The organism is Streptomyces sp. NPDC086147 (genome assembly GCF_040702165.1).
Classification (GTDB): Bacteria; Actinomycetota; Actinomycetes; order Streptomycetales; family Streptomycetaceae; genus Streptomyces.
Genome location: NZ_JBFBJO010000001.1, coordinates 474525 through 500070, shown reverse-complemented (window position 1 = coordinate 500070; position 25546 = coordinate 474525). Strand labels below are relative to the sequence as shown.

At 74.2% G+C, this 25546-nt stretch carries 24 protein-coding genes; 7 read left to right on the top strand and 17 right to left on the bottom strand.

Annotation, left to right across the window (positions count from 1 at the left end):
- Positions 1 to 41 precede the first annotated feature (41 nt).
- The 13 genes from AB0398_RS02415 to AB0398_RS02355 all read right to left on the bottom strand — a co-directional run bounded on the left by AB0398_RS02415 (position 42) and on the right by AB0398_RS02355 (position 15396).
- Entirely contained in the window at positions 42 to 407 is a 366-nt protein-coding gene (locus AB0398_RS02415; RefSeq protein ID WP_366371696.1) for a PRC-barrel domain-containing protein, read from the bottom strand.
- A 206-nt stretch (positions 408 to 613) separates the two neighbouring features.
- Complete coding sequence (gene moeZ, locus AB0398_RS02410; RefSeq protein ID WP_356542484.1) at positions 614 to 1792, bottom strand: adenylyltransferase/sulfurtransferase MoeZ; 1179 nt, start codon at positions 1790 to 1792, stop codon at positions 614 to 616.
- A gap of 63 nt (positions 1793 to 1855) precedes the next feature.
- Positions 1856 to 2599, bottom strand: coding sequence for a spherulation-specific family 4 protein (locus AB0398_RS02405; RefSeq protein WP_366371694.1), 744 nt, complete (start codon positions 2597 to 2599; stop codon positions 1856 to 1858).
- A complete protein-coding gene (locus AB0398_RS02400; protein ID WP_366371692.1) occupies positions 2587 to 3558 on the bottom strand; it encodes an NAD-dependent epimerase/dehydratase family protein in 972 nt (323 codons plus the stop codon). The genes AB0398_RS02405 and AB0398_RS02400 overlap by 13 nt, the downstream gene beginning before the upstream one ends.
- Before the next feature lie 130 nt (positions 3559 to 3688).
- Positions 3689 to 4960: a hypothetical protein gene (locus AB0398_RS02395; protein ID WP_366372335.1), complete on the bottom strand. Its 1272-nt coding sequence runs from the start codon at positions 4958 to 4960 to the stop codon at positions 3689 to 3691.
- 379 nt (positions 4961 to 5339) lie between these two features.
- Positions 5340 to 6959 (bottom strand): DUF3492 domain-containing protein, encoded by a 1620-nt coding sequence (locus AB0398_RS02390; RefSeq protein ID WP_366371691.1) that lies wholly within the window; start codon positions 6957 to 6959, stop codon positions 5340 to 5342.
- Between the two features lie 190 nt (positions 6960 to 7149).
- Complete coding sequence (locus tag AB0398_RS02385) at positions 7150 to 8823, bottom strand: ABC transporter ATP-binding protein (RefSeq protein ID WP_366371689.1); 1674 nt, start codon at positions 8821 to 8823, stop codon at positions 7150 to 7152.
- Positions 8820 to 9809, bottom strand: a complete 990-nt coding sequence (locus tag AB0398_RS02380; RefSeq protein ID WP_366371687.1) for an ABC transporter permease — start codon at positions 9807 to 9809, stop codon at positions 8820 to 8822. The genes AB0398_RS02385 and AB0398_RS02380 overlap by 4 nt, the downstream gene beginning before the upstream one ends.
- Positions 9806 to 10783 carry an ABC transporter permease gene (locus tag AB0398_RS02375; RefSeq protein WP_366371686.1) on the bottom strand — a complete coding sequence of 326 codons (978 nt, stop codon included), beginning with the start codon at positions 10781 to 10783 and terminating at the stop codon, positions 9806 to 9808. Before AB0398_RS02375 ends, AB0398_RS02380 begins: the two co-directional genes overlap by 4 nt.
- Positions 10780 to 12510: an ABC transporter substrate-binding protein gene (locus tag AB0398_RS02370; RefSeq protein ID WP_366371684.1), complete on the bottom strand. Its 1731-nt coding sequence runs from the start codon at positions 12508 to 12510 to the stop codon at positions 10780 to 10782. Before AB0398_RS02370 ends, AB0398_RS02375 begins: the two co-directional genes overlap by 4 nt.
- Positions 12511 to 12721: 211 nt before the next feature.
- A complete protein-coding gene (locus AB0398_RS02365) occupies positions 12722 to 12817 on the bottom strand; it encodes an Ms4533A family Cys-rich leader peptide (RefSeq protein WP_324606511.1) in 96 nt (31 codons plus the stop codon).
- 135 nt (positions 12818 to 12952) lie between these two features.
- The gene (locus tag AB0398_RS02360; protein ID WP_366371682.1) at positions 12953 to 14422 is read right to left on the bottom strand and encodes a DUF3152 domain-containing protein; all 1470 of its coding nucleotides are present in this window, start codon (positions 14420 to 14422) and stop codon (positions 12953 to 12955) included.
- A gap of 8 nt (positions 14423 to 14430) precedes the next feature.
- Positions 14431 to 15396, bottom strand: coding sequence for an alpha/beta hydrolase (locus AB0398_RS02355; protein WP_366371681.1), 966 nt, complete (start codon positions 15394 to 15396; stop codon positions 14431 to 14433).
- A gap of 141 nt (positions 15397 to 15537) precedes the next feature.
- Here AB0398_RS02355 and AB0398_RS02350 point away from each other — a divergent pair, with 141 nt between their 5' ends.
- The 4 genes from AB0398_RS02350 to AB0398_RS02335 all read left to right on the top strand — a co-directional run bounded on the left by AB0398_RS02350 (position 15538) and on the right by AB0398_RS02335 (position 17488).
- Positions 15538 to 15753, top strand: coding sequence for a hypothetical protein (locus AB0398_RS02350; protein WP_366371679.1), 216 nt, complete (start codon positions 15538 to 15540; stop codon positions 15751 to 15753).
- A gap of 240 nt (positions 15754 to 15993) precedes the next feature.
- Positions 15994 to 16653 (top strand): TetR/AcrR family transcriptional regulator, encoded by a 660-nt coding sequence (locus AB0398_RS02345; RefSeq protein ID WP_366371677.1) that lies wholly within the window; start codon positions 15994 to 15996, stop codon positions 16651 to 16653.
- Between the two features lie 133 nt (positions 16654 to 16786).
- Complete coding sequence (locus AB0398_RS02340; protein WP_366371675.1) at positions 16787 to 17014, top strand: DUF3107 domain-containing protein; 228 nt, start codon at positions 16787 to 16789, stop codon at positions 17012 to 17014.
- Positions 17015 to 17215: 201 nt separating this feature from the next.
- Positions 17216 to 17488, top strand: coding sequence for a hypothetical protein (locus AB0398_RS02335; RefSeq protein WP_366371673.1), 273 nt, complete (start codon positions 17216 to 17218; stop codon positions 17486 to 17488).
- A 28-nt stretch (positions 17489 to 17516) separates the two neighbouring features.
- Here the strand turns inward: AB0398_RS02335 and AB0398_RS02330 are convergent, their stop codons facing one another.
- Entirely contained in the window at positions 17517 to 18239 is a 723-nt protein-coding gene (locus AB0398_RS02330; RefSeq protein WP_125657801.1) for a ferritin-like fold-containing protein, read from the bottom strand.
- 486 nt (positions 18240 to 18725) lie between these two features.
- On the opposite strand from AB0398_RS02330, the gene AB0398_RS02325 reads away from it, so the two are divergent.
- Positions 18726 to 21440: a DEAD/DEAH box helicase gene (locus AB0398_RS02325; protein WP_366371671.1), complete on the top strand. Its 2715-nt coding sequence runs from the start codon at positions 18726 to 18728 to the stop codon at positions 21438 to 21440.
- A 110-nt stretch (positions 21441 to 21550) separates the two neighbouring features.
- On the top strand, positions 21551 to 22438 hold the full coding sequence (locus tag AB0398_RS02320) for an alpha/beta hydrolase (RefSeq protein ID WP_366371669.1): 888 nt from the start codon (positions 21551 to 21553) through the stop codon (positions 22436 to 22438).
- Here AB0398_RS02320 and AB0398_RS02315 read toward each other — a convergent pair.
- Positions 22422 to 23351 carry an NYN domain-containing protein gene (locus AB0398_RS02315; protein ID WP_366371667.1) on the bottom strand — a complete coding sequence of 310 codons (930 nt, stop codon included), beginning with the start codon at positions 23349 to 23351 and terminating at the stop codon, positions 22422 to 22424. The genes AB0398_RS02320 and AB0398_RS02315 overlap by 17 nt on opposite strands.
- 175 nt (positions 23352 to 23526) lie before the next feature.
- Here AB0398_RS02315 and AB0398_RS02310 point away from each other — a divergent pair, with 175 nt between their 5' ends.
- Positions 23527 to 23679, top strand: coding sequence for a hypothetical protein (locus tag AB0398_RS02310; RefSeq protein ID WP_104860408.1), 153 nt, complete (start codon positions 23527 to 23529; stop codon positions 23677 to 23679).
- 99 nt (positions 23680 to 23778) lie between these two features.
- On the opposite strand, the gene AB0398_RS02305 is transcribed toward AB0398_RS02310, so the two are convergent.
- Positions 23779 to 24384, bottom strand: coding sequence for a MarC family protein (locus AB0398_RS02305; RefSeq protein ID WP_366371665.1), 606 nt, complete (start codon positions 24382 to 24384; stop codon positions 23779 to 23781).
- A gap of 238 nt (positions 24385 to 24622) precedes the next feature.
- A complete protein-coding gene (locus AB0398_RS02300; protein ID WP_366371663.1) occupies positions 24623 to 25489 on the bottom strand; it encodes a PHP domain-containing protein in 867 nt (288 codons plus the stop codon).
- Between the last annotated feature and the right edge of the window lie 57 nt (positions 25490 to 25546).

Here is a 25546-nt window from a genome sequence, read left to right as displayed (position 1 = left end):
CCGGCCGGCATTCCGGGGAAATGCGGGCCTCTGCCCTCGGGTCAGATCCGCGGACCGTGGCCGTGGTAGTAACCGCCGACCTCGTCGTGGTAGTCCCGGTTGCCGAGGTGCTTCTCCTTGTCGAACTCGGGGGAGCTCTTGATCTCGTCCTTGGTGCGGGCGATGTGCACGGTCTCGTTGGCCGTGTCGACGTGCTTCACGGTGCCCGCCGGCAGCAGGACCTCCTTGCCGAAGATCCAGACGCCGGTGTCGACCACGATGTACTGCGAGTCGACGTCGTTGGAGTGCTTGTCGACCTTCCCGATGTGGCCGTCGGTCGCCTCGACGCGGTAGCCCGTGATGTCCGTCCCGGCGTCGTAACCGGAGGCGGATCCGTAGTTCCACACGTTGTTTTCGGGGGTGGTCACGAGAATCCTCCTGGAGCGAATACGATTTCCGGTGGTCATCGGGTGCGGTTGTCCGACCGGCCCTGCACTCCGTCTCTCTCGGATCCTCCGCTTCAAACCCGCGAATTTCCGCGACGCCGGAAAAACGAAGGCCGGGGGCCGTCGACCACAGGGTTTTCTGTGGTCGACGGCCCCCGGCCTCTGCCGCCTCCGGGCGTGCGCGTCTCCTAGTAGACCGGCTTCTCGGGCTCGATCTGGTGGACCCAGCCGATCACGCCACCGCCGACGTGCACCGCGTCCGCGAAGCCCGCGGACTTGAGCACGGCGAGGACCTCCGCACTGCGGACACCCGTCTTGCAGTGCAGGACGATCCGCTTGTCCTGCGGGAGGTCCTGGAGGGCGGTGCCCATCAGGAACTCGTTCTTGGGGATCAGACGGGCGCCGGGGATCGAGACGATCTCGTACTCGTTCGGCTCGCGGACGTCGATGATGTCGATGTTCTCGCCGTCGTCGATCCACTCCTTGAGCTGCTTGGGAGTGATCGTCGCGCCGGCCGCCGCCTCCTGGGCCTCCTCGGACACGACGCCGCAGAAGGCCTCGTAGTCGATGAGCTCGGTGACGGTCGGGTTCTCGCCGCAGACCGCGCAGTTCGGGTCCTTGCGGACCTTGACCTGGCGGTACTGCATCTCCAGGGCGTCGTAGATCATCAGGCGGCCGACCAGCGGGTCGCCCACGCCGGCCAGGACCTTGATGGCCTCGGTGACCTGGATGGAGCCGATGGACGCGCAGAGCACGCCCAGGACGCCGCCCTCGGCGCAGGACGGGACCATGCCCGGCGGCGGGGGCTCCGGGTAGAGGCAGCGGTAGCAGGGGCCGTACTCGGACCAGAAGACCGAGGCCTGGCCGTCGAAGCGGTAGATCGAGCCCCACACGTACGGCTTGTTCAGCAGCACGCAGGCGTCGTTCACCAGGTAGCGGGTGGCGAAGTTGTCCGTGCCGTCGACGATCAGGTCGTACTGGCCGAAGATCTCCAGGACGTTGTCGGCCTCAAGCCGCTCCTCGTGGAGGACCACGTTCACGTACGGGTTGATGCCGAGCACACTGTCCCGCGCCGACGCGGCCTTGGAGCGGCCGATGTCGGCCTGGCTGTGGATGATCTGGCGCTGGAGGTTCGACTCGTCGACCTCGTCGAACTCCACGATGCCGAGCGTGCCCACGCCGGCGGCGGCCAGGTACATCAGCGCCGGCGAGCCGAGGCCGCCGGCGCCGACGCACAGCACCTTGGCGTTCTTCAGCCGCTTCTGCCCGTCCATCCCGACGTCCGGGATGATCAGGTGGCGGGAGTACCTGCGGACCTCGTCTACGGTGAGCTCGGCGGCCGGCTCGACCAGGGGTGGCAGCGACACGGGGACTCCGGTGGTCGGTATGTCAGTACGGTTGTTCTCCCCGTAACACTGCCACGCCCCTTCTCATTCCGAGACACCCGGTCCGATCCGCGAGACGATTTCGTCCCAGTAGCCGGGCAGCGAGTGGAATGGATCGATTTGTCCCGAGCGGCCCGGACGGTCGGTGAAGAAGATCGTCCCGGCGCCCTGCCAGCAGGCGATCCGCAGGGCCTCGTCGAGGTGGGTGCGGGGGACGCCGTGCACCAGGTGGACGAACTTCGTCTCCGTGTACTCGGCGGTCCACTCGGCCACCTGCGACCAGCGGTAGTCCGTCCAGGCGCCGGAGAAGGTCACCAACTGGTCGGCGGCCTCGGCGTACCCGGGGTGGGGATGGGTGCCGTGGCCGAGGACCAGGTGGGCCTCGCCGCCGAGGACGGTCTCCAGGGTGGCGCAGACCCGCCGCACCCCGGCCAGGTCGGCCCGGTCGGCGGGGCAGCGGTCCAGGTAGTAGCCGTCCACCTTGTACCAGTCGAGGAAGCGGTGGGCGTCCGAGACGAGCTCCCCGAAGGGCCGGGAGCCGTAAGCGGCGTCCAGGTGCCCGAGGACCCTGACCCCGGCGTTCCGGAGCCTCCCGGCCGCCTCCAGGCAGTGCGGGTCGGGGCGGCTGCCCGGCCCGTCCGCGACGTTGAGCACGGCCCAGTGCAGGGGCGTGCCGGGACGGGTCAGCTCGGCCCACTCGACGGGGGCGAGCAGCGGGTGGGCGTAGCCGGGGACGCCCACCCCCAGGGCCTGGACCGCTCCGGTGGCCGTGGTCGTCAGATGCGACACGCCGCCTCCATCCAGATGTCGGCGAGCGACTCCTCCAGGTTGATCCGGGGCCGCCAGCCGAGCCGGTCGCGGGCGGTGCGCACGTCGGCCTGCTGCCAGGGCCCGCAGCCGTCGGGGTACGGGTAGGGGGCGGAGGCCAGTTGGTCGGCGATGGTCCCCTCGCTGCGGGGGGCGCCGATCATCGGGCGCTGCGGGATGCCGTGCGGGACGTCCAGCTCGTTGAGGTTGCCGGAGTAGCCGGCGACCCGGGCCAGGACGGCGGCGGCGTCGCGGAGCCGGACCGCGCGGCCGGTGCCGATGTTGACGACGCCCTGGGCGGCGGAGAGCGAGGCCGCGTGGACGGCCCGGGCCACGTCCCGCACGTCCACGAAGTCCCGCTGCACGCCGAGGCCGCTGAGCTTGAGTTCGCCGTCCCCGGCCTGCATCGCCCGGCGCATCGCCTCGGCGAGGCGGCCGAGCGGGGAGCCGGCGGGGGTGCCGGGGCCCACGGGCGAGAAGACCCGCAGGACGACGGCGTCGAGGCCCGAGCCGAGGACGAGTTCGGTCGCGGCCAGCTTGGACACGCCGTACGGGCCGCCGGGGCGGGGCACGGCGTCCTCGGCGGTGGAGGAGCCGGGCTGGCTCGGCCCGTACTCCGAGGCGCAGCCGACCTGGACGAGCCGGGCGCCGCAGCCGCTGCGGCGCAGGGCCTCGCAGACGGTGGCGACGGCGACGGTGTTGTGCCGGGTCAGGTCGCGGGCGCCGCCGCGGGTGGCGCCGGCGCAGTTGACGACGACTCCGGGATGGACGGCGTCGAGGAAGCGGGTGAGCGCGCCGGGGCTGCCGGACGCGAGGTCGAACCGTACGTCGGCGTCGTCGCCCCGGCCCAGGGCGGTGAGGTGGACGGCCGGGTCGGCGAGCAGCCGGTCGGCGACGAAGCGGCCGATGAAGCCGTTGGCTCCGAGCAGTAGCACCCTCATCGCGCGGCCCCTTCGTGCCGACCGGCCGTTCCTCGGGATTGCGGGGTCATGTTCTTCGTTCTCCTTGCGGGGTGGTGTGGGAGGGGGGCGGAGCACGCCCGCGGCGTCGGCTCCGCGGGTGTGCGGGGGTTCACGGGGCGGCGTGGGCCGAGGCCCGGGCGAGGGAGCCGGTCGCGTGGGCCAGGAGGCCGAGCGCGGCGGCGCCGCAGACGAGGGTGGGGACGGCCCCGGGACCCCAGGCGTCGGTGAGGGCGCGCACCGGGACGGCGAGCGCGTCGAAGCCGGGGACGGGGAGGCGGGAGGAGAGGACGCTCGCGAGGGCGAGCGCCTCGGCGGCGCAGGCCGCGGCGAGGGCGGCCGAGGCCGTCCCGGGGTGGCCGTGCGCGGTGAGGAGCCGGGCGAGCAGCAGGAGCGCGCCGAGGGCGAGGGCTCCCGGGCCGGCCCCGGTGGGGACGAGGAGGGCGGCGAGGGCGAGGAGTTGGAGGGTCACGGTGCCGAGGAACAGCGGCCGGACGGCGGCGGCGAAGTCGGCGAGGCCCCGGCTGTCGGCGATCCGGCGGCGGGCCCGGACGGCGAAGAGGTGGGCGCACCAGGCGGCGGGGGCGACGGCGAGGGCGAGGCCGAGGAGGGGGCCGGGGGTGAGGTCCCAGGTCCCGTCGGGGCCGCCGGTGAGCACCTCCGCGAGGAGTCCGTCGCCGCCGGCCGCGTACGCCAGGAGCCAGAGGGTCCAGAGGCGGGCGGCGGGCGCGGTCCGGCCGCCGGGCGCGCGGAAGGGGCCGCGCCGGACGGCGAGGAACAGCGCCCCGGCGAGCCCGAGGGCCCCGGCGGCGCCGACGGCGGTGCGCACGGGCCCGTGGGCGAGGGCGAGTCCGAGCCCGGCGAGCGCGGCGACGGCGCCGGGCGCGAGCACGGCGAGCGCCCAGGGGGCGACGGGTTCGGGCCGGACCTCGGCGGCCCTCGCCTCCTCCCGTCGGCGCGGCACGCGCGCGTACAGCTCCTCGGCGAGCGAGAACACGTCCCGGTGCCGGTACCGCGCGGCGGTCCGGTCGGTGAACCCCCGCGCTTCGAGCCCGGCGGCCACCTCAAGGGCGTCGACGGCCCGCTCGCACAGCTCCCGGTGCCGGTGCAGAAGCACTTTGACGGGGTCCGCGGTGCCGTGGCGGGGCCGGGGGGCGGGAATCGCCGTGACCGTGGAGGGCGGGGCGGACGGGGCCCGGGCCGGTTCGGGTTCGGCGGTGGGCTGCGGGGCGGGGGTGACCTGGACGGGTGCGGACGGGTCCTGGACGGGTTCGGGTTCGGGTTCGGCGGTGGGCTGCGGGGCCGCAGGTCTGTACGCGGTCGGATCCTGGGCGGACTCGGCTTCGGCGGTCGGCCGCGGGGCCGCAGGTCCGGACGCGGACAGGTCCTGGACGGACTCGGGTTCGGCGGTCGGCCGCGCGGCCGTACGGCCCTCCGAAGGCGAAGGCGCCGTGTCGGGTGCGTGCCGGTGCGGCGACGGCTCGGCCTCCGCCTCGTGCTCCGGTCCGTTCCCGGTCCCGGTCCCGGGCTCGTCCTCCCGGGCCGGCGGCGGTTCGGTGGAGTGCCCCTCCTGGGATGCGGGGGCGGTCGGGTGGGGCCGCGGGGACGTCGCCGTGGCCGCCCCCGGGGCCTGGACTATCGCGGACGGGGAGTCCTCGACGGTGCCCGCCGTGAGGGCGGGGGTGCCGAGGAGGGCCTCGGAGCGGGCGTCCCAGGCTCCGGGGCTCGTCGGGGCGGCGGCGCCGCGCATGGGGTCGTCTCCTTCAGGCATCGGTGGCTCCGGAGCCCGCGGTCACGGCGCCGGGGTTCCAGCTCCCCGGCACGTGCGCCTCGGCGGGGTGGGCGAAGAGGGCTCCGTCCCCGGGCCGGTGGCGCACCGGCGCGTGGGAGAGGAGTTCGAGGTAGATGCCGCGGAACGCGGCCAGGTTCTGTTCGACGGTGAAGAGTTCGAGCGCGCGGGCGCGGGCGGCGGCGCCGAGCCGGTGCCGCCGTCCGGGGTCGCGCAGCAGCGCGAGGCACGCGTCGGCGAGCGCCCGGGGGTTGCGCGGGGGCACGACGAGCCCGGTGCCGCCGATGATCTCGACAACCGCGCCGACGTCGGTCGAGACGGTGGCCCGCGCGCAGAACATCGCCTCGACGAGCCCGGCCGGGAAGCCCTCGACGACGCTGGAGAGGACGACGACCGCGCCGGAGGCGTACGTGTCCTCCAGGCCGGGCGCCTCCGGGCCGCCGAGCTCCTCGAAGGAGACGGGGTTCTCGCCGACGGCGTGCGCCCCGGCGGCCTCGTCGGGGAAGAGCTGCGCCGCGAGGGCCCGGCACTGGGCGAGGTACAGATCGGCGCCCGGGTCCCGCACGGGGACGGTGACGATCCGCAGCCGGGCGTCGGTCTGCCGGGCCCTGACCTCGGCGAAGGCGTGCAGCAGGGCGACGAGGTCCTTGGCGGGTTCGGCGCGGCCGACCCAGACCAGGGTGGCGGGGTCGCCGCTCTCCTCGTCCTCGCCGACCCCGTCGAAGCGGTCGGCGGCCATGCCGGGGTGGACGGTGCGGATGCGGTCCCGGTCGGCGCCGCACTTCTCCTGCCAGCGGCGGGTGTGGGCGTTGCCGGGGGTGAGCAGGGCGGCCTGCCGGTAGACCTCGGCGGCGAGCCGTCCGTGGAGGGCGGCGAGCAGGGTGCGCAGGGGCGCGGAGCGGTCGGCGCCGGCGGCCGAGAGGTAGTGGGCGCGGAGCGGGACGCCGTACTCGGTGACGAGCAGCGGGGTCCCGAAGAAGCGCTTGGCCAGGAGTCCCGGGAGGGCGGTGGTGCCTCCGGCGGCGGCGTGGCAGAGGTCGGCCGCGCCGAGGGCGTCCTCCTCGTACCAGTCGAGGGAGAGGGGGCGCAGGGCCTCCTCCAGGTGCTCGGCGAAGGCGAGGTGGTCGGGGAGTCCGGCGGCGGCCGCGCCCCGGCGTGCGCCGGGCGCGCGGCAGGCGGCTTCGAGGGCGCGGACGGCGTCGTCGGAGCGGAGCGCGCCGGGCAGTCCGCCGCGCTCGCGGGCGAGTTCGGCGAGCGCGTAGAGCCCTTCGGCGAAGGGGGACGCGCCGTCGGCGGTGTCCTCCTCCGCGCAGAGGCCGGTGGCGAAGCGCTCGTACGCCTCGGTGAAGCGGCGGCGGTCGCGGCGGCCGTGGGCGCGGCGGGCGGCGCGTTCGAGGAGGTTCCCGGGGTCGGCCGCGCGGACGGTCCGGGCGTTGGGGGGGAGCGGCAGGGAGGCGCCGGTGGCGGGCGGGCGGGCGACGGCGTACAGGTCGAAGCGGTGCTGCCCGAGACCGCGCACGAGCCGCTCGCACCAGACTCCGGATTCACCGACGGCGTACGGGTAGCCACCCTCCGTGAGCAGTCCGATCCGCACGAGCGCACCCCCGATCTCCCTTGACGGCGGCCACCGTTGGTCCGGTGACTCGCAGCGGGAAGAACGTAAACAAAGAAGTCGGTGGTGCGACGGACGGTTGTCCGTCGCACCACCGGAAGGGGTGAATGCTCGTAACTTTCCCACCCCGGTCGCGTTCCGTCGCGGTAAGCGGCGGGACCGTCACGGAGGGTCAGGCGACGGCCAGCTCCTCGTCCCGCTCCGCGCGCTGTTCCCGGCGCCGCTCCCGGCGGGCCGCCGCGAGGGCCGGGTCCGGCGAGGGGACGGCGGCGAGCAGTTGCCGGGTGTACGGGTCGCGGGGCGTCCCGTACACCTCCTCGACCGTGCCCTGCTCGACGATCCGGCCGCCGCGCATGACGGCGACCCGGTCGCTGACGCGGCGGACGACCGCGAGGTCGTGGGCGATGAAGACGAGGCCGAGGCCCAGTTCGGCCTGGAGCGCGGCGAGCAGCTCGACGACCTGGGTCTGGGTGGTGACGTCGAGCGCGGAGACGGGTTCGTCGCAGACGATCAGACGGGGCTCGGCGGCGAGCGCGCGGGCGATGCCGACGCGCTGGCGCTGGCCGCCGCTGAACTCGTGCGGATAGGCCCCGTGGCGGTCGGGGTCGAGCCCCACCCGGTCGAGCAGCTCCCGCACCCGGTCCCGGATCCGCTTCTCGTCGCGCTCCCCCGCCACCCGCAGCGGGTCGGCGATCGACTCGCCCACGGAGCGGCGCGGGTTGAGGGAGGCGACGGGGTCCTGGAAGACCATCTGGAGCTCGCGCCGGTACGGGCGCAGGTCCCGCTCGGACAGGGCGCCGATCTCCGCGTCCCGGTAGCGGAGCCGGCCGCCGGTCGGGTCGAGGAGCCGCACCAGCATGCGGCCGAGGGTGGTCTTGCCGCTGCCGGACTCCCCGACGACGCCGAGGGTCTCGCCGGCGCGGACGGTGAGGGAGACGTCGTCGACGGCGGTCACGGCCCGCTTGCCGCGCCCGAACTCCCTCCGCAGCCCGACCGCTTCGAGCAGCACGTCCCCTTCCTCCGAAGGGGCCCGGACCGGCCCGTCGAGCCGGGGCACGGCGGAGAGCAGCGCGCGCGTGTACGGCTCCGAGGGCGCGCCCAGGACGCCGGCGACGGGGCCGCGCTCGACCTCGCGCCCGTCGCGCATGACGAGCACCTCGTCGACGCTCTCGGCGGCCACGCCCACGTCGTGGGTGACGAGGAGCAGCGCGGTGCCGGTCTCGCGGCGCAGCTCGTGCAGCAGGTCGAGGATCTGGGCCTGCACGGTGACGTCGAGGGCGGTGGTCGGCTCGTCGGCGACGAGGAGCCGGGGCTCGCAGGCGAGGGCCATCGCGATGAGGGCGCGCTGCCGCATGCCGCCGCTGAACTCGTGCGGGCGGGAGCGGGAGCGGCGGGCCGCGTCGGGGATGCCGACCCGGTCGAGGACGTCGACGGCCCGGGCGCGGGCGGCCTTCCGCGAGCCCCCGGCGTGGATCCGGTACACCTCGGCGATCTGGTCGCCGACGGCGTAGTAGGGGTCGAGGGAGGACAGCGGGTCCTGGAAGACCATGGCGGCGACGCCGCCGCGCAGCCGCCGCAGGTCGGCGGGGCCGGCGGTGGCGACGTCGATGCCGCCGACGCGCACGGAGCCGGTGACCTTCGCGCCGGTCCCCCGGTGGAGGCCGAGGAGGGCGCCGGCGACGGTGGACTTGCCGCTGCCGGACTCCCCGACGAGGGCGAGCGCGCGGCCCTCGGCGAGGGTGAGGGAGAGCCCGTCGACGGCCCGTACGGAGCCGTCCGCGCGGTCGAACGAGACGGACAGGTCCCGCACGTCGACCAGGGGGGCCGGGGTCTCGGACGCGGTCACGTCAGGACCACCCTTCGGTCGGCGGCCGCGTACAGCAGGTCCGCGAGGACGTTGGCGAGGACGACGGCCGTGCCCATCACCATGACCACGCCGACCACCACGGGCAGGTCGATCTGGCGGACCCCGTCGATGAGGGTCTTGCCGAGGCCGGGGATGCCGAAGAGGGACTCGGTGAGCACGGCCCCGCCGAACATCGAGCCGAGGTCGACGGCGCTGATCGCGATCACCGGCGGGACGGCGCCGCGCAGGGCGTGCCGGGTGACGACGGACCGCTCCCCCACCCCGTACGCGCGGAAGGTCCGGATGTGGTCCTCGGCGAGCGTCTCCAGGGTGGAACTGCGGGTGAGGCGGGCGTACTTGGCGGATTCGAAGAAGCCGAGGGTGATCCAGGGCAGCAGCATGTTCCAGGCCCACTGCTCGGGGTCCTCGCCCAGCGGCACGTAGCTGGGGAAGGGCAGCCACTGGAGGTAGGCGCAGACGGCCATGAGGAGGAGCAGGCCCAGGATGAAGACGGGGGTGCCGGTGCCGGCGAGGGTGACCACGGTGAGGACGCGCTCGGTGATCCCGCCCCGGCGCAGCGCCGAGAGCAGTCCGGTGCCGACGCCGACGAGGAGCCAGACGACCATGGCGCCGAGGGCCAGGGAGGCGGTGGCGGGCAGGCGCTCCAGGACGAGCTGGGTGACCTGCTGGTCGCTCTGGTACGACAGGCCGAGGCAGGGCGCGTCGCAGTGCACGACGGAGGTTCCCGTGGAGTAGTCGCGGCCGGTGAACACGCCCTGGAGGAAGTGCAGGTACTGCGCGAACACGCTCTGGTTCAGGCCGAGTTGCTCGCGGACCTGGGCGATCTGCTGGGGGTTGCAGCGCTCGCCGCAGGCCAGCCGGGCGGGGTCGCCGGGGGCCAGGTAGAAGAGGCCGTACACGAGGACCGAGAGCGCCAGGAGGACGAGCGCGGCACCCGCGAGCCGCTTGAGGACGAAGCGGGTCATCGGGAGGACTCCTTACGGGTGCCCACGCGCAGCCGGCTCGTCTCGCGCGGGTCGAGGGCCGTGCGGACCGCGTCGCCGAGGACGGTGAAGGCGAGCACGGTGGCGAAGAGCAGTCCGGCGGGGAGCAGGACGTACGCCGGGTCGGCGCGGAACCAGGTCTGCGCGCTCGACAGCATCTGCCCCCAGGACGGGGTGGGCGGGGTGACGCCGACGCCGAGGAAGGAGAGGGACGCCTCGACGACGATGTTGGTGGGGACGAGGATCGCCGCGTAGGTGATGACGGGGGCGGCGAGGGCGGGCAGCAGCTCGCGGCGGGCGGTCCGCCACCGTCCGGAGCCGGCGAGGCGGGAGGCGGCGACGAAGTCGAGGCTCTTGAGGGTGAGCGTCTGGGCGCGCACGATCCGGGAGGTGCCGGCCCAGCCGAGGAACCCGATGACGAGGATCAGGAGCAGCGGCCGGGGGAAGTCGCGGGGGACGACGGCGGTCAGCGCGATGGCGAGCACCAGCATCGGCAGGGCGACGAGGACGTCGGTGGCACGGCCGAGGACGGTGTCGACCCAGCGGTTGCCCAGTCCGGCGGCGAGGCCGACGAGGACGCCGAGGAGGATCTGGACGGCGGTGGCGCCGATGCCGACGAGCAGCGAGATCCGGGCGCCGTACAGGAGCCGGACGAACAGGTCGCGGCCGGTGCCCGGTTCGACCCCGAGCCAGTGGTCGGCGCTCGCACCGCCGAAGGAGCCGTACGGGACGCCGCCGCGCGCCGAGTCGACGAGGTCGTCGTGGTACGCGTACGCGTCCTGGCCCTCCAGGGCGGCGAGCAGCGGCGCGGCGAGGGCGAGGAGGACGAGCAGGAGCAGGACGGCGAGGGAGGCGAGGGCGGCCGGGCGGGTGCGCAGCCGTCGCCACACCTGCCGGGCGGCGCCCGTGGCGGGGATCCCCGCCACGGGCGCCGGCGTGTCGGTCAGGATGGTCACTTGACCGCGACCTGCGAGACGTCGAGGACGCCGGTCCAGTCGCTGATGACGACGTTCTTGACGTCCTTGCCGACGAGCCGCTTGTAGACCGGGTGGAAGAGCGGCACGTCGAGCGCCTGCTCGCCGATCTTCTTGTCGAGGGCGCCCCAGCGCGCGGCGGCGGCCTTGAGGTCGGTCAGCTTGTTGATCTCGTCGATCTCCTTGTTGACCGCCGGGTCGTTCAGCTGCGCGTGGTTGTAGTTGGAGCCGTTGGTGACGATCTGGCGTCCGTCGAAGATCGGCGCGAGGAACGGGCCGCCGGCCGGCCAGTCGGCGCCCCAGCGGGAGAGGAAGAAGCCGGGGGCGTCCTTGACGCTCCAGCGCTTCTCGTTGAAGGAGTTGGGCTCCTGGCCGTCGAGCTTGACGGTGATGCCCGCCTTGCCGAGGGCCTCCTGGACGGCGGTGGCGATCTCGGGGCTGGTGGCCCGGTTCTGGGCGGTGGAGTGCAGCAGGGTGACGGTCAGCCCGTTCGGGAAGCCGGCCTCCTTCAGGAGCTCCTTGGCCTTCTCCGGGTCGCCGGTCTTGCCGGCCGGGAAGTGGTCGTACGGCGTGAAGCCGAAGGCCTTCTGCTCGGGCAGGAAGGTGGTGGCGGGCTCGGCGAGCGAGGAGCCGCCGGCGGCGTTGACGACGCTGGTGCGGTTGACCGCGTACGAGACGGCCTGGCGGACCTTGGGGTTGTCGAAGGGCTTCACCTTCGGGTTGAAGGCGATGTAGTTGGTGAAGCCGAAGTGGCCGGTGCCGACGCGGGCGGCGAGCGCCTTGTCGGAGCCGACCTGGGCGAGTTCGGCGGGGCCCAGGTTGGTGTCGGTGGTGACGGCGGCGGCGTCGGCGCCGGAGGAGGTGGCGAGGCGCTGGTTGATGACGGCCTCGTCGAGCCCGGACCGGACGTCGATCTTGTCGGGGTAGGCCTTGCGCTCCTCGTCCGTCTTGGGGTCCCAGTGCTCGTTGCGCTCCAGGACGAGGCGCTCGCCGTCGTTCTCGTTGCTGACGACCTTGTACGGGCCGGAGGAGACGGGGTGCTCCTCGTACTTGGCGCCCTTGTCCTTGGCCTTGGGCACGGGGGCGAACTGCGTCTGGGTGGCGACGAAGGGGAACTCGCCCTCGGGCTTCTTCAGCTTGAAGACGATGGTCTTCGGGTCGGGGGTGACGATGGAGGCGAGGCCCTTGGTGTCCTTGTAGGGGCCCTGGTAGGTGTCGCCGCCGACCAGCCAGTCGCGCAGGTAGGGAGCGCCGCCGGAGAGCTCGGCGGCGAAGGAGCGCTCGATGCCGTACTTGACGTCGGCGCTGGTGATGGGCGTGCCGTCCTCGAACTTCAGCCCGTCCTTGAGGGTGTACGTCCACTCGGTGGCGTCCTTGTTGGGGCGCCCGATGTCGGTGGCGAGGTCGGGGACGACCTGGGTGCCGGCGGCGCCGGCCTCGCGGTTGCGGGTGGTGAGCGTGCGGAAGACGAGCGAGGGGACGTTGCCGCCGCCGGAGGTGTAGAGGCGGGCGGGGTCGAAGTCGGTCTGGGCCTCGGCGTTCAGGACGGTGAGGGTGCCGCCCTTCCGCGGGGCGGCCGAGCCCTTGCCGGAGGTGCCGCTCTTGGCGCCGGCGTCCTCGGGTCCCGCGCAGGCGGTGGCGCCCGAGGCCAGGACGACACTGACGGCGGCCGCTGCCACGCGGCGGGAAATGACGGACGGTTGACGCATCGGAGAAGGCCTCTCGGAGAACTGCGGCGGAAGGTGCGGAAGTTCCACGCGGGCAGCGGCGAGCGGCGGTGTTGCCAGGGAGTCGCCGGGCGTTCCCTACGCACGAGGGAGACACACGGAGGAGCCGCGCCCACGGGGAGAAGGACCCGGGCGCGGAAGGGCGTCGGCAGGTGCGGGAAACGCGAAGGGCCGACGTGCGCTCGGGCAGTGGTCAGCGACAGAGGACGTCGGACACGGCATGCCCGGACACGCCGATGAGCGCCAGCTCTATGGCGGCGCGCTCGGTGACGGCGTGACGGTGCGACATGCCGAGAAATATGGACGAACGCGCGAACGATGTCAACGCGCTACGAGTGATTTTTGAGACAAGCGTCTCGGCATGCGATCGACCACGGGGCGGCCTCCGGCCGGGCGCGAAGTGGCCGCCGACCGGAGTGTGACCTCAACTTCCCGGATGCACCCAGGGGTTGGGGCGGCACCGGACGCCGTCGAGGTCCAGGGACTTCGTCTGCTGCTGCATCACGGGGGCGAGCGCACCGGGGGTCCGGCAGTTCACGTGGTTGTGCCCGAGCCGGTGGCCCACCTCGTGGTTGATGAGCATCTGGCGGTAGGCGTACATGGCCTTGGGGCCGAAGGTGTCGGCGCCCCGGGCCCAGCGGAACGCGTTGATCATCACGCGTTCCGTGGAGGCGGAGTCGCAGGAGACGTTGTCGACCGTCGTGTCGAGCCCGGACTTCCGGCACCAGACGCCGGTGGTGCCGGGGCTGGCGAGCGTGATGACGAACTGCGCCTCCCCTTCGGAGATCCGCTCGAAGGTCATCGCGCCGTCGCCCGCCCAGCTGCGCGGGTCGTTGAGGGTCTTCTGCACGGCGTCGGCGAAGAGCTTCGGGTCGAGCCCGAGCCCCTTCTCGACGTCGACGCGGTAGCGGATGAGCCTGCCCTTGCCCGGCGCCTTCTGGAAGCCCTGGACGGCCTCGAAGGCGCCGGACCCCTTCAGCCCGGGGTCGATCGGGAACTGATGGGTCATCAACTGCTCGTACGTGGGCGCCGGGGGCTTCAGGAGTGCCGGCGGCGCCGGGTGCGTCGGGGTGATCCGGTCGTCGGAGCGGGAGGCGGAGGAGTCGTCCGCGGCCCGCTCGGCCGGTTCCCCGGCGGCGCGGGGGGCCGCCTCGGACGCCTCCTTGTCGGCGACCTGTCCGGCGACGACGACGGCGAGGACGGTGGCGACGGCCGCCGCCCCGACCCCGGCGAAGGTGCGGCCGAGCCCGCCCCGCGCGGCCGGCGCCTCGGCGTCGGACTCGTCCTCCTGGCGGGGCGCGGGGACGAACGGCCCCTGCTCCTCGGCCTGTTCGGGCTCGGCGACCGGGGGCCGGCCGCGCCGCCCACCGTAGGGCGCGGGGCGCGCGCCGCCCTCGTCGTGCTGCGGGTGCCCGCCCCGCGCGGCGGCCGCCCGGTGGACGGGAACGCCGTGCGCGGGGGTGCCGGGGACGCCGTACGCCGGGACGCCGTGCGCCGGAGTGCCGTACACCGGGGTGCCGTGGGCGGGCGTCCCGTGCCCCTGTCCGTCACGCGCCGGAGCGCCGTGGACCGGGACGCCGTGCGCCGGAGTGCCGTACATCGGGGTGCCGTACATCGGGGTGCCGTACATCGGGGTGCCGTGCGCGGGCGTCCCGTACGCCGGGGCGCCCTGCGCGGGCGATCCGTACGGCGGCCGGCCGTACGCCTGCGTCCCGCCGGGCCGTGTGCCCGCCGGGTCCTGGCCGCCGTCGGCCGTGGTCGTGGCCGCGGCCCTGCGGCGGCGGCCCGTGCCGGGGGCCGGGCCCGCGGCCGCGGCCGGTTCCGGTCCGGTCCGTTGCTGCCCGGCGGCGGGCGCCGGTGCGGGCGCGGCGCCCTTGCGACTGTGTCGTCCCACGCCCCGTATCAGCTCCCGCCGTGATCGGCGATCAGTTCCCGGGCGGCCTGGGCGACCGTCTCGGGGTACTCCATCATCGCCACGTGCCCCGCGTCGGGCAGGGTCAGCAGGCGCGAGCCGCGGAAGGCGGTGGCCGCCCTCCGGGCCATCCGGAACGAGACGAGCCGGTCGCGCCCGCCGTAGACGAGCAGCGTCGGGGCGAGGACCCGTTCGGCCTGCCGCCACAGACCGTGCTGCCCGCCGAGGGTGTACGCGTCGACGATGCCGCGCGAGGAGCGGGCCATCGCGTCCCAGAAGTACGGGAGCTCCAGGCGCCGCTCCATCTCCTCGACCGCGTGCAGGAAGCCCTCGTCGGTCACCTGGCCCGGATCGCCGTAACAGAGCGCCATGACCCCGCGGACCCGCTGCTCGGCCGTCCAGTCCCTGGTGAGCCGGGCGAAGAAGGAGGAGACGCCGGGCAGCGCGAGCAGCGCGGTGGGCCAGGCGGTGCGCTGCGCGCGCAGCTCGGGCAGGGCCGGCGAGACCAGGGTGAGGGTACGGACCAGGTCGGGCCGGACGGCGGCGACGCGGGTGGCGACGGCGCCGCCCAGCGAGTTGCCGAAGAGGTGGACCGGTCCGCGTCCCTCGGAGTCGAGGAACCTGATGACGGCGCGGGCGTGCCCGGTGACCGAGTAGTCGCCGTCCTCGGGCGGCGGGGAGACGCCGAAGCCGGGCAGGTCGACCGCCTCGCCGTCGACGACGTCCGCGAGCAGCGGCATCAGGGCGGACCAGTTCTGCGAGGAGCCGCCGAGGCCGTGGACGTACAGCGCGGGCGGCAGTCCGGGCCGGGTGCCCGGCCGGGAGCGCACGGTCAGGCTGAGGCCGGGCAGGGTGACGGTGCGGAGCTCCTCGCCGTCGGCGACCCGTACGGCGCGGGTCCGCGACGCGGGTGGTGCGGCGGCGGTCCGGGTTTCCGGCAGCTCGGTCGAGGACATGGCCGCAATATTACGAGACGATCACGCGCGCCCGTGTGTGGGTGCGGTCACAAGTCCGTGTGCGGCGCGACACGTGTGCTCCTAGGCTCGAAGGGAAGGCGCCGGGGAAAGGACCGCGACCCGCGCACCGGAGGGAGCCGCATGACTGTCGATCCGACCGAGCCGGACACGTTCGCCGAGGAGGAGGTCGTCGAGCTGGACGAGGAGACGCCCGAGGCGGACGCCGCCGAGCAGCACACCGAGCTCCGGCCGCGCCGGGACGAACCGCTGACCCGCGTCGAGCGCGAGTCGGCGAACGAGGCCGACGCGTCCGAGCAGGCCCGCGTCGTCGAACTGGACGAGGACGACTACCGCTGAACGCCCGGAGGAGGGCGGGGAAAGCCCGGGGGAACGGGGGCGAACGCCCGGGAGGACGGGGGAGCGGCCGCCGCCGGGCCGCGCCCGCCGCCGATTCGTCCGGTTCAATATTGAACCGGCTGTCGACCCCGGTGTCCGGTCCGTGAAATTCTGCGTCCGCACCGCGCACAGCCGGGTTACCCAAAAGTACGATGGCGGCGCGTCGCTACAGCGCGCATGGATCGAATCTTGGGAGGCCGCGTGAGCGCCATCGAGCAGACAGAGGCAGCACGCCCTCGGGGCACGCGCCTGCCGCGACGTGCCCGACGGAACCAGCTGCTCGGCGCGGCCCAGGAGGTCTTCGTCGCCCAGGGGTACCACTCCGCCGCCATGGACGACATCGCCGAGCGGGCGGGCGTCAGCAAGCCGGTGCTCTACCAGCACTTCCCGGGGAAGCTGGAGCTCTACCTGGCCCTCCTGGACCAGCACTGCGAGGCCCTCCTGCTGGCGGTCCGCACCGCCCTGGCCTCCACCTCGGACAACAAGCTCCGGGTCGCCGCGACCATGGACGCGTACTTCGCCTACGTCGAGGACGAGGGCGGCGCGTTCCGGCTGGTCTTCGAGTCCGACCTGACCAACGAGCCGGCCGTGCGCGAGCGCGTGGACCGGGTCAGCCTCCAGTGCGCCGAGGCGATCTCGCAGGTGATCGCCGAGGACACCGGCCTGTCCAAGGACGAGTCGATGCTCCTCGCCGTGGGCCTCGGCGGCGTCTCCCAGGTGGTCGCCCGCTACTGGCTGTCGAGCGAGTCCCCCATCCCGCGCGACAAGGCGGTGGAACTGCTCACCTCGCTCGCCTGGCGGGGCATCGCGGGCTTCCCGCTGCACCCGGTCGACGGCCAGCTGAGCGCCGAGGGCCACTGACCCGCGCCTCCCCCGCGCGTGTTCGCTCCTGGCGTGCGGCGAGCGCACCGTGCGCGTCCCCTCACCGGGCTAATGTGTGCAGCGTACGGCGCGGATGAATCGCGCAACGCTGACCGTTCGGAGGGACATAGCCGTGGAGGTCAAGATCGGCGTGCAGCACGCGCCCCGGGAGATCGTTCTGGAGAGCGGGCAGTCCGCCGAGGAGGTCGAGCGCGCGGTTGCCGACGCGCTGGCCGGCAAGGCGCAGCTGCTCAGCCTCTCGGACGAGAAGGGCCGCAAGGTCCTCATTCCGGCCGACAGGATCGCGTACGTGGAGCTCGGCGAGCCCGCCGTCCGCCGCGTGGGTTTCGGCACGCTCTGAGCCCGGGATCCACGGGAAGGGCCCGGCAGACCGTCTTCGGTCTGCCGGGCCCTTCCCGTGTCCGCGAGTCGTCCGTACGTCATCCGTACGCCGTCCGTACGTCCACGTCGGGCGGTACGGAGGGTTGCGCGCCGGACGCCACGGGTAGGTAGGACCTCGACCGCACCACCCGCCCCGCACCCCTCGCGAGGTGATCCCCCGATGTTCCTGGAAGCCCTCGGCTCCGCCCTGCTCGGCCTCGTTCTGGCCTGGGCCGCCGCGCACCGGCTGCCCGACCGTCTGCCCGGCCGGGGGCCCGTCCTCGTCACCGGCGCGCTCGGCGGGGTGTTCGGCGCGCTCGTCACCCACGGGGCACTCGGCCCCGGCCATCCCTTCGCCACCCTGGCGGGCGCCGTGGCGGTGGCGGCGGTCCTGCTCTCGCTCCTGGTCCGCCCGGCCTCGCGCCGCCGGCTGCGCCGGTCGGCGACCGTCTGACGGCCGCCGTCCCGCTTCCCCGTGCGTCCTAGGCGGCGAGGCCGAGGGCGGCCATGCGCTTGGTGTGCGCCTCGGTGATCCGGGAGAACATCCGGCCGACCTCCGCGAGGTCGAAGCCGTCCGCGACGCCGCCGACCAGCATGGTGGAGAGCGCGTCCCGCTCGGCGACCACGCGCTGGGCCTGGGAGAGCGCCTCGCCCATCAGGCGGCGCGCCCAGAGCGCGAGCCGGCCGCCGACGCGCGGGTCGGCGTCGATCGCGGCGCGGACCTTCTCCACGGCGAAGTTGCCGTGGCCGGTGTCGTCGAGCACGGAGAGCACCAGGGCACGGGTGTCGGAGTCGAGCCGGGCCGCGACCTCCCGGTAGAAGTCGCTGGCGATCGAGTCGCCCACGTACGCCTTGACCAGGCCCTCCAGCCAGTCCGACGGCGCGGTCTGGCGGTGGAAGTCGTCGAGCGCCTTCGCGAAGGGCTCCATGGCCTCTGTCGGCTCCGCGTCGACGGCCGCGAGGCGGCCCCGGAGCTGCTCGAAGTGGTGGAACTCGGCCGAGGCCATCTTCGCCAGCTCCGCCTTGTCCGCGAGGGTCGGCGCCAGCTTGGCGTCCTCGGCGAGCCGCTCGAAGGCCGCCAGCTCTCCGTAGGCGAGGGCGCCGAGGAGGTCGATCACGGCGGCGCGGTACTGCGGCTCGGCGGATGCCGTCGCCCAGTCCTTGGCGGCGATCCCGGTGGGTGTGGCGTTGTCAGGCGTCTCCATGCAGCGCACAATAGCCCGCCCGCGCGGCCCGGGAAGGCCCTGGTCAGTCAGTGTGACCGTGCCCTCATCACGTTTTCCCCCGACACACATGCGCGATTCCGGGGTACAGTGGTAAGGCGCCTGCTGAGTATGCGGACATGCTTTCGCACGTTCGGACGTATCCGGTGGGCCGACGCATGAATGAGGATGCCCGGTCGGTGGCCCGATCGGCTCCGGCCCGACAGCCCTTCCGGCGGACCCGCGGAAGGGTCACCCTCAGCGGTACGACGCTCGAGCGACGGCAGTGGTCCCGTGCCACCCGGCAGCGGTCTTCACGATCGCGCCGACAGTGATCCGGCACGGTACGACCCCCTTCGTTCGCCTCGCGCCGCGTCTCACAGAAGAGGCAGCACCCTGACTACGACTTTCCGAGACCTCGGAATCCTTCCCGAGACGGCCGAAGCCCTTGAGGCGGTCGGCATCGTCAACCCCTTCCCCATCCAGGAGATGACCCTTCCGGTCGCCCTCACCGGCACTGACGTCATCGGCCAGGCCAAGACCGGCACGGGCAAGACCCTCGGCTTCGGCCTGCCGATCCTGGAGCGCGTGACCGTCCCCATGGACGTCGAGGCCGGCCGGGCGAAGCCCGAGCAGCTGACCGACGCCCCGCAGGCGCTCGTCGTCGTGCCCACCCGCGAGCTGTGCCAGCAGGTCACCAACGACCTGCTGACCGCCGGCAAGGTGCGCAACGTGCGCGTGCTCGCCATCTACGGCGGCCGGGCGTACGAGCCGCAGGTCGAGGCGCTGCAGAAGGGCGTCGATGTGGTCGTCGGCACCCCCGGCCGCCTGCTCGACCTGGCCGGCCAGCGCAAGCTCGACCTCTCCCACGTCAAGGTCCTCGTCCTGGACGAGGCCGACGAGATGCTCGACCTGGGCTTCCTGCCCGACGTCGAGAAGATCATGAACATGCTTCCGGCGAAGCGCCAGACCATGCTGTTCTCGGCCACCATGCCGGGCGCGGTCATCGGTCTCGCCCGCCGCTACATGTCGCAGCCGACGCACATCCGCGCCACCTCGCCCGACGGCGAGGGCGTGACCGTCGCCAACATCAAGCAGCACGTCTTCCGCGCGCACTCGATGGACAAGCCGGAGATGGTCTCCCGCATCCTGCAGGCCAACGGCCGCGGGCTCGCGATGATCTTCTGCCGCACCAAGCGCACGGCGGCCGACATCGCCGAGCAGCTGGAGCGCCGCGGCTTCGCCTCGGGCGCCGTCCACGGCGACCTCGGCCAGGGCGCCCGCGAGCAGGCGCTGCGCGCCTTCCGCAACGGCAAGGTCGACGTGCTCGTCTGCACCGACGTCGCCGCGCGCGGCATCGACGTCGAGGGCGTCACCCACGTCATCAACTACCAGTCGCCGGAGGACGAGAAGACGTTCCTCCACCGCGTGGGCCGCACCGGCCGCGCGGGCGCCAAGGGCACGGCGGTGACCCTGGTCGACTGGGACGACATCCCTCGCTGGCAGCTGATCAACAAGGCGCTCGGCCTGGACTTCCACGAGCCGGTCGAGACCTACTCCAGCTCCCCGCACCTGTACGAGGAGCTGGACATCCCGGCGGGCACCAAGGGCATCCTGCCCCGCGCCGAGCGGACCCGCGCGGGTCTGGGCGCGGAGGAGCTGGAGGACCTGGGCGAGCCCGGCGGACGCCGCGGCCGCGGCCCGAAGGCGGCGGAGAGGACCGAGGAGCGCCCGGAGCGCACCCGGACCCCGCGCCAGCGCCGGCGCACCCGCGGCGGCGGCGACGCCGTCGACGCCCCGGCGCAGGACCGCGCCGTCCAGGCCGACCGGACCGCTCCGGCCGCCGCGCCGGCGGGCGACGAGGCGGGGACCGAGTCCGGTCCGCGCACCCCGCGCCGCCGCCGTCGCACCCGGGTCGGCGTCCAGGGCGCCGCGCCGGTCGCGCAGGCGGCCCCGGCGGCCCAGGCCGCTCCGGTCGCCGTCGCCGAGGCGCCGAAGACCGAGGCCCCGGCCCCGGTGGTCACCGAGGCTCCGAAGACCGTCGAGGCCCCGAAGGCCGAGGCCGTGAAGGTCGAGGAGCGGAAGGCCGAGGAGCCGAAGGCCCCCCGTCGCCGCGCCCGTGCCGCCCGCCCGGAGACCGCCCAGGCCTCCCAGGCCGCTCCGGCGGTCCGTACCCCCGCGGCCCCCGCCGTCCAGGAGTCCGCTCCGGCCCCGCGCCGCCGCCGGGCCCGGGTGCGCCCGGTCGAGGAGACCGTCTTCTTCCAGACGCCCGAGACCGCCGCCGCCGCCCTGCGGGCGCAGTCGGCCGTCGAGGCCCCGAGGGCCGTCGAGGCCCCGAGGGCCGTCGAGGCCCCGGCCGCCGTCGAGGTGCTGAAGGCCGAGGAGCCGAAGAAGGCCCCGCGCCGCCGTACGGCCGCCAGGACGGTCGAGGCCGTCGAGACGCCCGTCAAGGACGTCGAGGCACCCGCCAAGACCGTCGAGCCCGTCGCCGCTCCGGTGGCCGGGCCCGTCGCCGCCGAGGCCCCGGCCGAGGTTCCGGCCCCGCGCCGTCGCCGTACGGCCCGCAGGCCCGCCGGTTCGCCGGTGACCGCCGAGGTCCCGGCCGCCGAGCCGGTGGCCGAGCCGGTCGTGACTCCGGTCGTCGAGGAGGCGCCCGCGCCGCGCCGTCGTCGTGCCGCCACCCGGGCCGCCGGTTCTCCGGTGTCCGCCGAAGCCGCCGCGATCATCGTCGTACCGGCCGCGGCGCCGGCGCCGGTGGTCGAGGAGGCTCCCGCGAAGGCCGCCCCGCGCCGCCGCACCACCAAGAAGGCGGTGGCGGCCGAGGCCCCCGCGGCCGAGCAGGTCGCCGAGCAGGCCGCCGCTCCGGTGGTCGAGGAGGCCCCCAAGAAGGCCGCCCCGCGCCGCCGCACCACCAAGAAGGCGGTGGCCGAGGCCGCCGTCGCCGAGGCCGCTCCGGCGGTCGAGGCCCCGGCCGCCGAGGAGGCCCCGAAGGCTCCCCGTCGCCGCGCGGCCAAGAAGGCGGTCGCCGCCGAGGCGCCCGACGCCTCCGAGCCGCAGGCGCCGAAGGCTCCGGCCCGTCGCCGTACGGTGAAGAAGGCCGTCGCGGAGCCGGCCGCCGAGGCCGCCGCCGAGGCCGAGGAGCCGAAGAAGGCGGCCCCGCGCCGCCGCACCACCAAGAAGACGGCGGCCCCGGCCGAGAGCTGAGGCCCGGGTCCGTCCCGTACCACCGCCGCGGCCCGTCCCCTTCCCGGGGGCGGGCCGCGGCGGCGTTCCCGGGCCGCGCCGTCCCGCCGACCGGGGATTACAGTCCGGGTATGAGTAAGCCCAGGTCCCTGGTACTGCCGCCGCGCGCCCGCGTCCGCCGTCTCGACACCGCGCGCGGGCCGTTCGCCGTGCTCGACGCGGAGCCCGGCGGGGAGCGGCGGGGAACGGTGCTGCTGCTGCCCGGGTACACCGGCAGCAAGGAGGACTTCCTGGCCCTCCTCGGACCGCTGACCGACGCCGGCTACCGGGCCGTGGCCGTGGACGGGCGCGGGCAGAACGACAGCCCGGGCCCGCGGGGCCGGGCCGCCTACCGCCGCCGGGCGCTCGCGCTCGACGCGGTGGCGCAGGCCGCGGCGCTCGGGGACGGCCCCGTGCACCTGGTGGGGCACTCGTTCGGCGGTCTGGTGGCCCGCGCGGCGGTGGCGGTCGCGCCGGGCGCCTTCCGCTCGCTCACCCTGCTCTCCTCGGGTGTCGGCCGGGTCTCCCGGCCGCAGCGGATCCGGGTGCGGGCGCTGCGGGCCGGACTCGCGCTGCTGTCGAAGGAGCGGGTGTGGCGGACGATGTGCTGGCTGGACAGCCGGGGCGAGGAGCCGGACACGTCCGACGTGCCGGGGCTCGCGGACTTCCTGCTCCGCCGCTGGTCGCGCACCCGGATCGCCCAGCTCAGGGGCGCCGGGCGGCTGCTGCTCGACCGCCGGGACGGTACGGAGGAGCTGCTCGTGCTGCGGACGCCGCTGCACTTCGCGTACGGGACGGACGAGATGGTCTGGTCGACGGCCGACCTCGCGGCGGCGGCGGCCCGGACCGGCGCGCACCACACGGTCCTCGCGGGCGCGGGCCACTCCCCCAACGTGTCGCACCCCGAGGAGCTGACCGCCCGCCTCCTCGGCTTCTGGGAGCGGGCGGCGGCGCCCGCGAGGCTCAGTACTGCGCCTTGAGGTGCTGCCAGAAGCCGTCCCGCAGGGAGCGCCGGAGCGCGGCGTGGCCGCGCAGGGAGCGGCTCAGCAGGCGTTCCGCCTCGACGAGGAGGTCCTGGTCGACCGGTCCGGGCAGGTAGGGCGCGCCCGGCAGGAGCTCGGCGAGCCGGTCCCGGCCGCGCTCGGCGATCCAGGTGGCCGCGATCCGCGCGCCGACGAGGCGCACCTCCTCGCGGGAGGGCGGCGGCTCGCCCTCGCTCTCGTACGTGGTGACGGGGCGGCGGGTGACGTACGGGCGGCAGAAGTCCAGGTCGAAGGTGCGCTGGCTGTCGACCTCCCAGAGGAGGGCCTCGGCCTGGTTGCGGCCCTCGGCGGCCTCGATGCCCCAGAGGTGCACGCGGGCGCCGTAGCCCTGGGCGGCCTCGACGGCCGAGACGAGGTCCTCGTCGCCGCCGACGAGGGCGGCGTCGCTGATGGCGCGGTGGCGGGCGAGGGACTCCAGGTCCGTGCGGATGAGGGAGTCGACGCCCTTCTGCTGGTTGTTGGCGTTGAGGTTGCCGAGGCGGACCTTGACGTCGGGCAGCTCGGCGATGGCCTGCTGCTCGGGGGTGTGGATGCGGCGGCGGGCGCCGTCGTACCAGTAGACGCGCAGGAGCCGGCTGTCCGCGAAGATCGTGCGGGCCTTGTCGATGAAGGCGTCGATGAGCCCTTCCGCGTCGAGGTCGAAGGAGCGCCGGTCCTCGGTGCCGACGACCAGCAACCCGGCCGCAGCATGGACGTAACCCGCGTCGACGAAGATGGCGTGGGTGGAAGGGGTCTTGGCGACCTCGGCCAGCATTCGCCGGAGGAGCTCGTTGGTGCGCTCCAGGCGTGCGTCGAGCGCGCGGAGGCGGATGTCGGTCTCGGTGGCCCGTGGGGTGTCTGCGTCGTTCATACGCGGCTCATTGTCCGCCGACGTCCGGCCGGCCGCCACACCCCCTTACTCGTCAGTATTTAGTCATCCGAAAATTTTCCTTAGCGTAAGGAATGTTTGCAGGATGCACGTCGTTGTACAGGGACGTAACGCAGTTCTCCACCAGGAGGATCAACTCAGACGAAGGGAGAAGCCCGTGCGCTTCGAAATCCTGCGACTCGACGACGTCGACGGCACGCCCGTCGACCGGACGGTCGTGGACGCCGCCTCCGTCAACCGGATCGTGCAGCAGGCCGCCTCGATCGGCCAGCGCATCTGGATCCGCCCCGCCGAGACCTCGGCCTCGTAACAGGCCCGGTCCACACCACGCACCGCGCCCCCGCACGGACTTCGCAGAAGCGGAATCCGTACGGGGGCGCAGTGGTGTCCGGGGCCGCCCCGGGAGGGGTCAGGAGCCCCGGATCACCTGGGTGACGCCGTTGATGATCTGCTGCACCGCGATGGCGGAGAGCATCATGCCGGCGAGCCGGGTCACCAGGACCACGCCGCCGTCCTTGATGATCCGGATGATCACCAGCGAGTACCGCATGGTCAGCCAGAGGACGACGTGCATGGCGGCGATGGCGGCCCAGACGGAGACCTGCGCGGCCGCGCTGTCGGCGTGCTGCACGGCGAGGATGACCGAGACGATCGCGCCGGGCCCGGCGAGCAGCGGCATGCCGAGCGGGACCAGGGCGACGTTGACGTCCTTGGTCTGCTTGGGCTCGTCGGTCTTGCCGGTGAGCAGGTCGAGCGCGATGAGCAGCAGGAGCAGTCCGCCCGCGATCATCAGGGCGGGGACGGAGACGTGCAGGTACGCCAGGATCTGCTGGCCCAGGATGCCGAAGACGGTGATGACGCCGAAGGCGACGGCGACGGCCTGCCAGGCCATGCGGCGCTGCACCTTGGCGGCGCGGCCGGAGGTGAGGGCGAGGAAGATCGGCGTGATCCCGGGGGGATCCATGATCACGAAGAGGGTCAGGAACAGCGAGCCGAAGACGGCGACGTCGAACACGGTGGGGTGCCTTGCGGGAGAGGTGGAACGGCGGGGTGTGGCCCGCGGGCTGCGGAATGCGGGATTCCGCCGCCGGGGCAGGGGGTGTGCCGCCCCGCGCGCGGCGCGCGGCCGTGCGGGGGTGGACCGGGAAGGGGGAGGCCCGGGGACGGATCCGCGCGGGCGCGCGTCGGCGCGCGGGGCGGGCCGACGGGGCGGGCGGGTTCCGTGGAAGGTACGGCCCGGAGGGGCCGGGGGCCTAGGCGGTGACGGGTCCGCCGGCACCGGGGACCGGGAAGGCCCCCGCCGCGCGGCGGGTGATCTCGCCGTAGATCTCGGGGTCGGTGGTGTACTCGCCGAGCCGGCAGGTCTTGCGGCTGCCGTGGTAGTCGCTGGAGCCCGTGGTCAGCAGACCCAGCTCCTTCGCGAGCCCGCGCAGCCGCGCCCGCGTCGCCTCGTCGTGGTCCATGTGGTCGACCTCGACGCCGTCGAGACCGGCCTCGGCGAGCCGGGCGATCGAGGCCTCCGGGAGCACCCGGCCGCGCTTGACGGCGAGGGGGTGCGCGAAGACGGTGACGCCGCCGGCCGCCTTGACGAGGCGGATCGCCTCGACCGGGTCCAGCTCGTGCTTGCCGACGTACGCCCGGCCGCCGTCGGCGAGCCACTCGGGCGTGAAGGCGGCGGACACGTCCGGTACGACCCCGAGCTCGACGAGCGCCTCGGCGACGTGCGGGCGGCCCACGGAGCCGTCGCCGGCGATCCGGGCGACCCGCTCCCAGGTGACGGGGACGCCGAGGTCCCGGAGCTTGCCGACCATCGCGCGGGCGCGGGGCACGCGGTCGTCGCGGACGAGTTCACGCTGGGCGAGGAGCGCTGGCTCCTCGGGGTCGAAGAGGTACGCGAGCAGGTGCAGGCCGATCCCGTCGACCCGGCAGGACAGCTCGGCCCCGGTGACCAGGGTCAGCCCCTCGGGCAGCGCGGCGATCGCCTCGGCGTGGCCGCGGGTGGTGTCGTGGTCCGTGAGGGCGACGACGTCGAGCCCGGCGGCGGCCGCGTTCCGGACGAGTTCGGCCGGGGAGTCCGTGCCGTCGGAGGCCGTGGAGTGGGTGTGCAGGTCGATGCGCACGACGCGGTACTCCGGGGGCTCGGGACGGACGAGGGACGCTCCAGCATAACGGGCGAA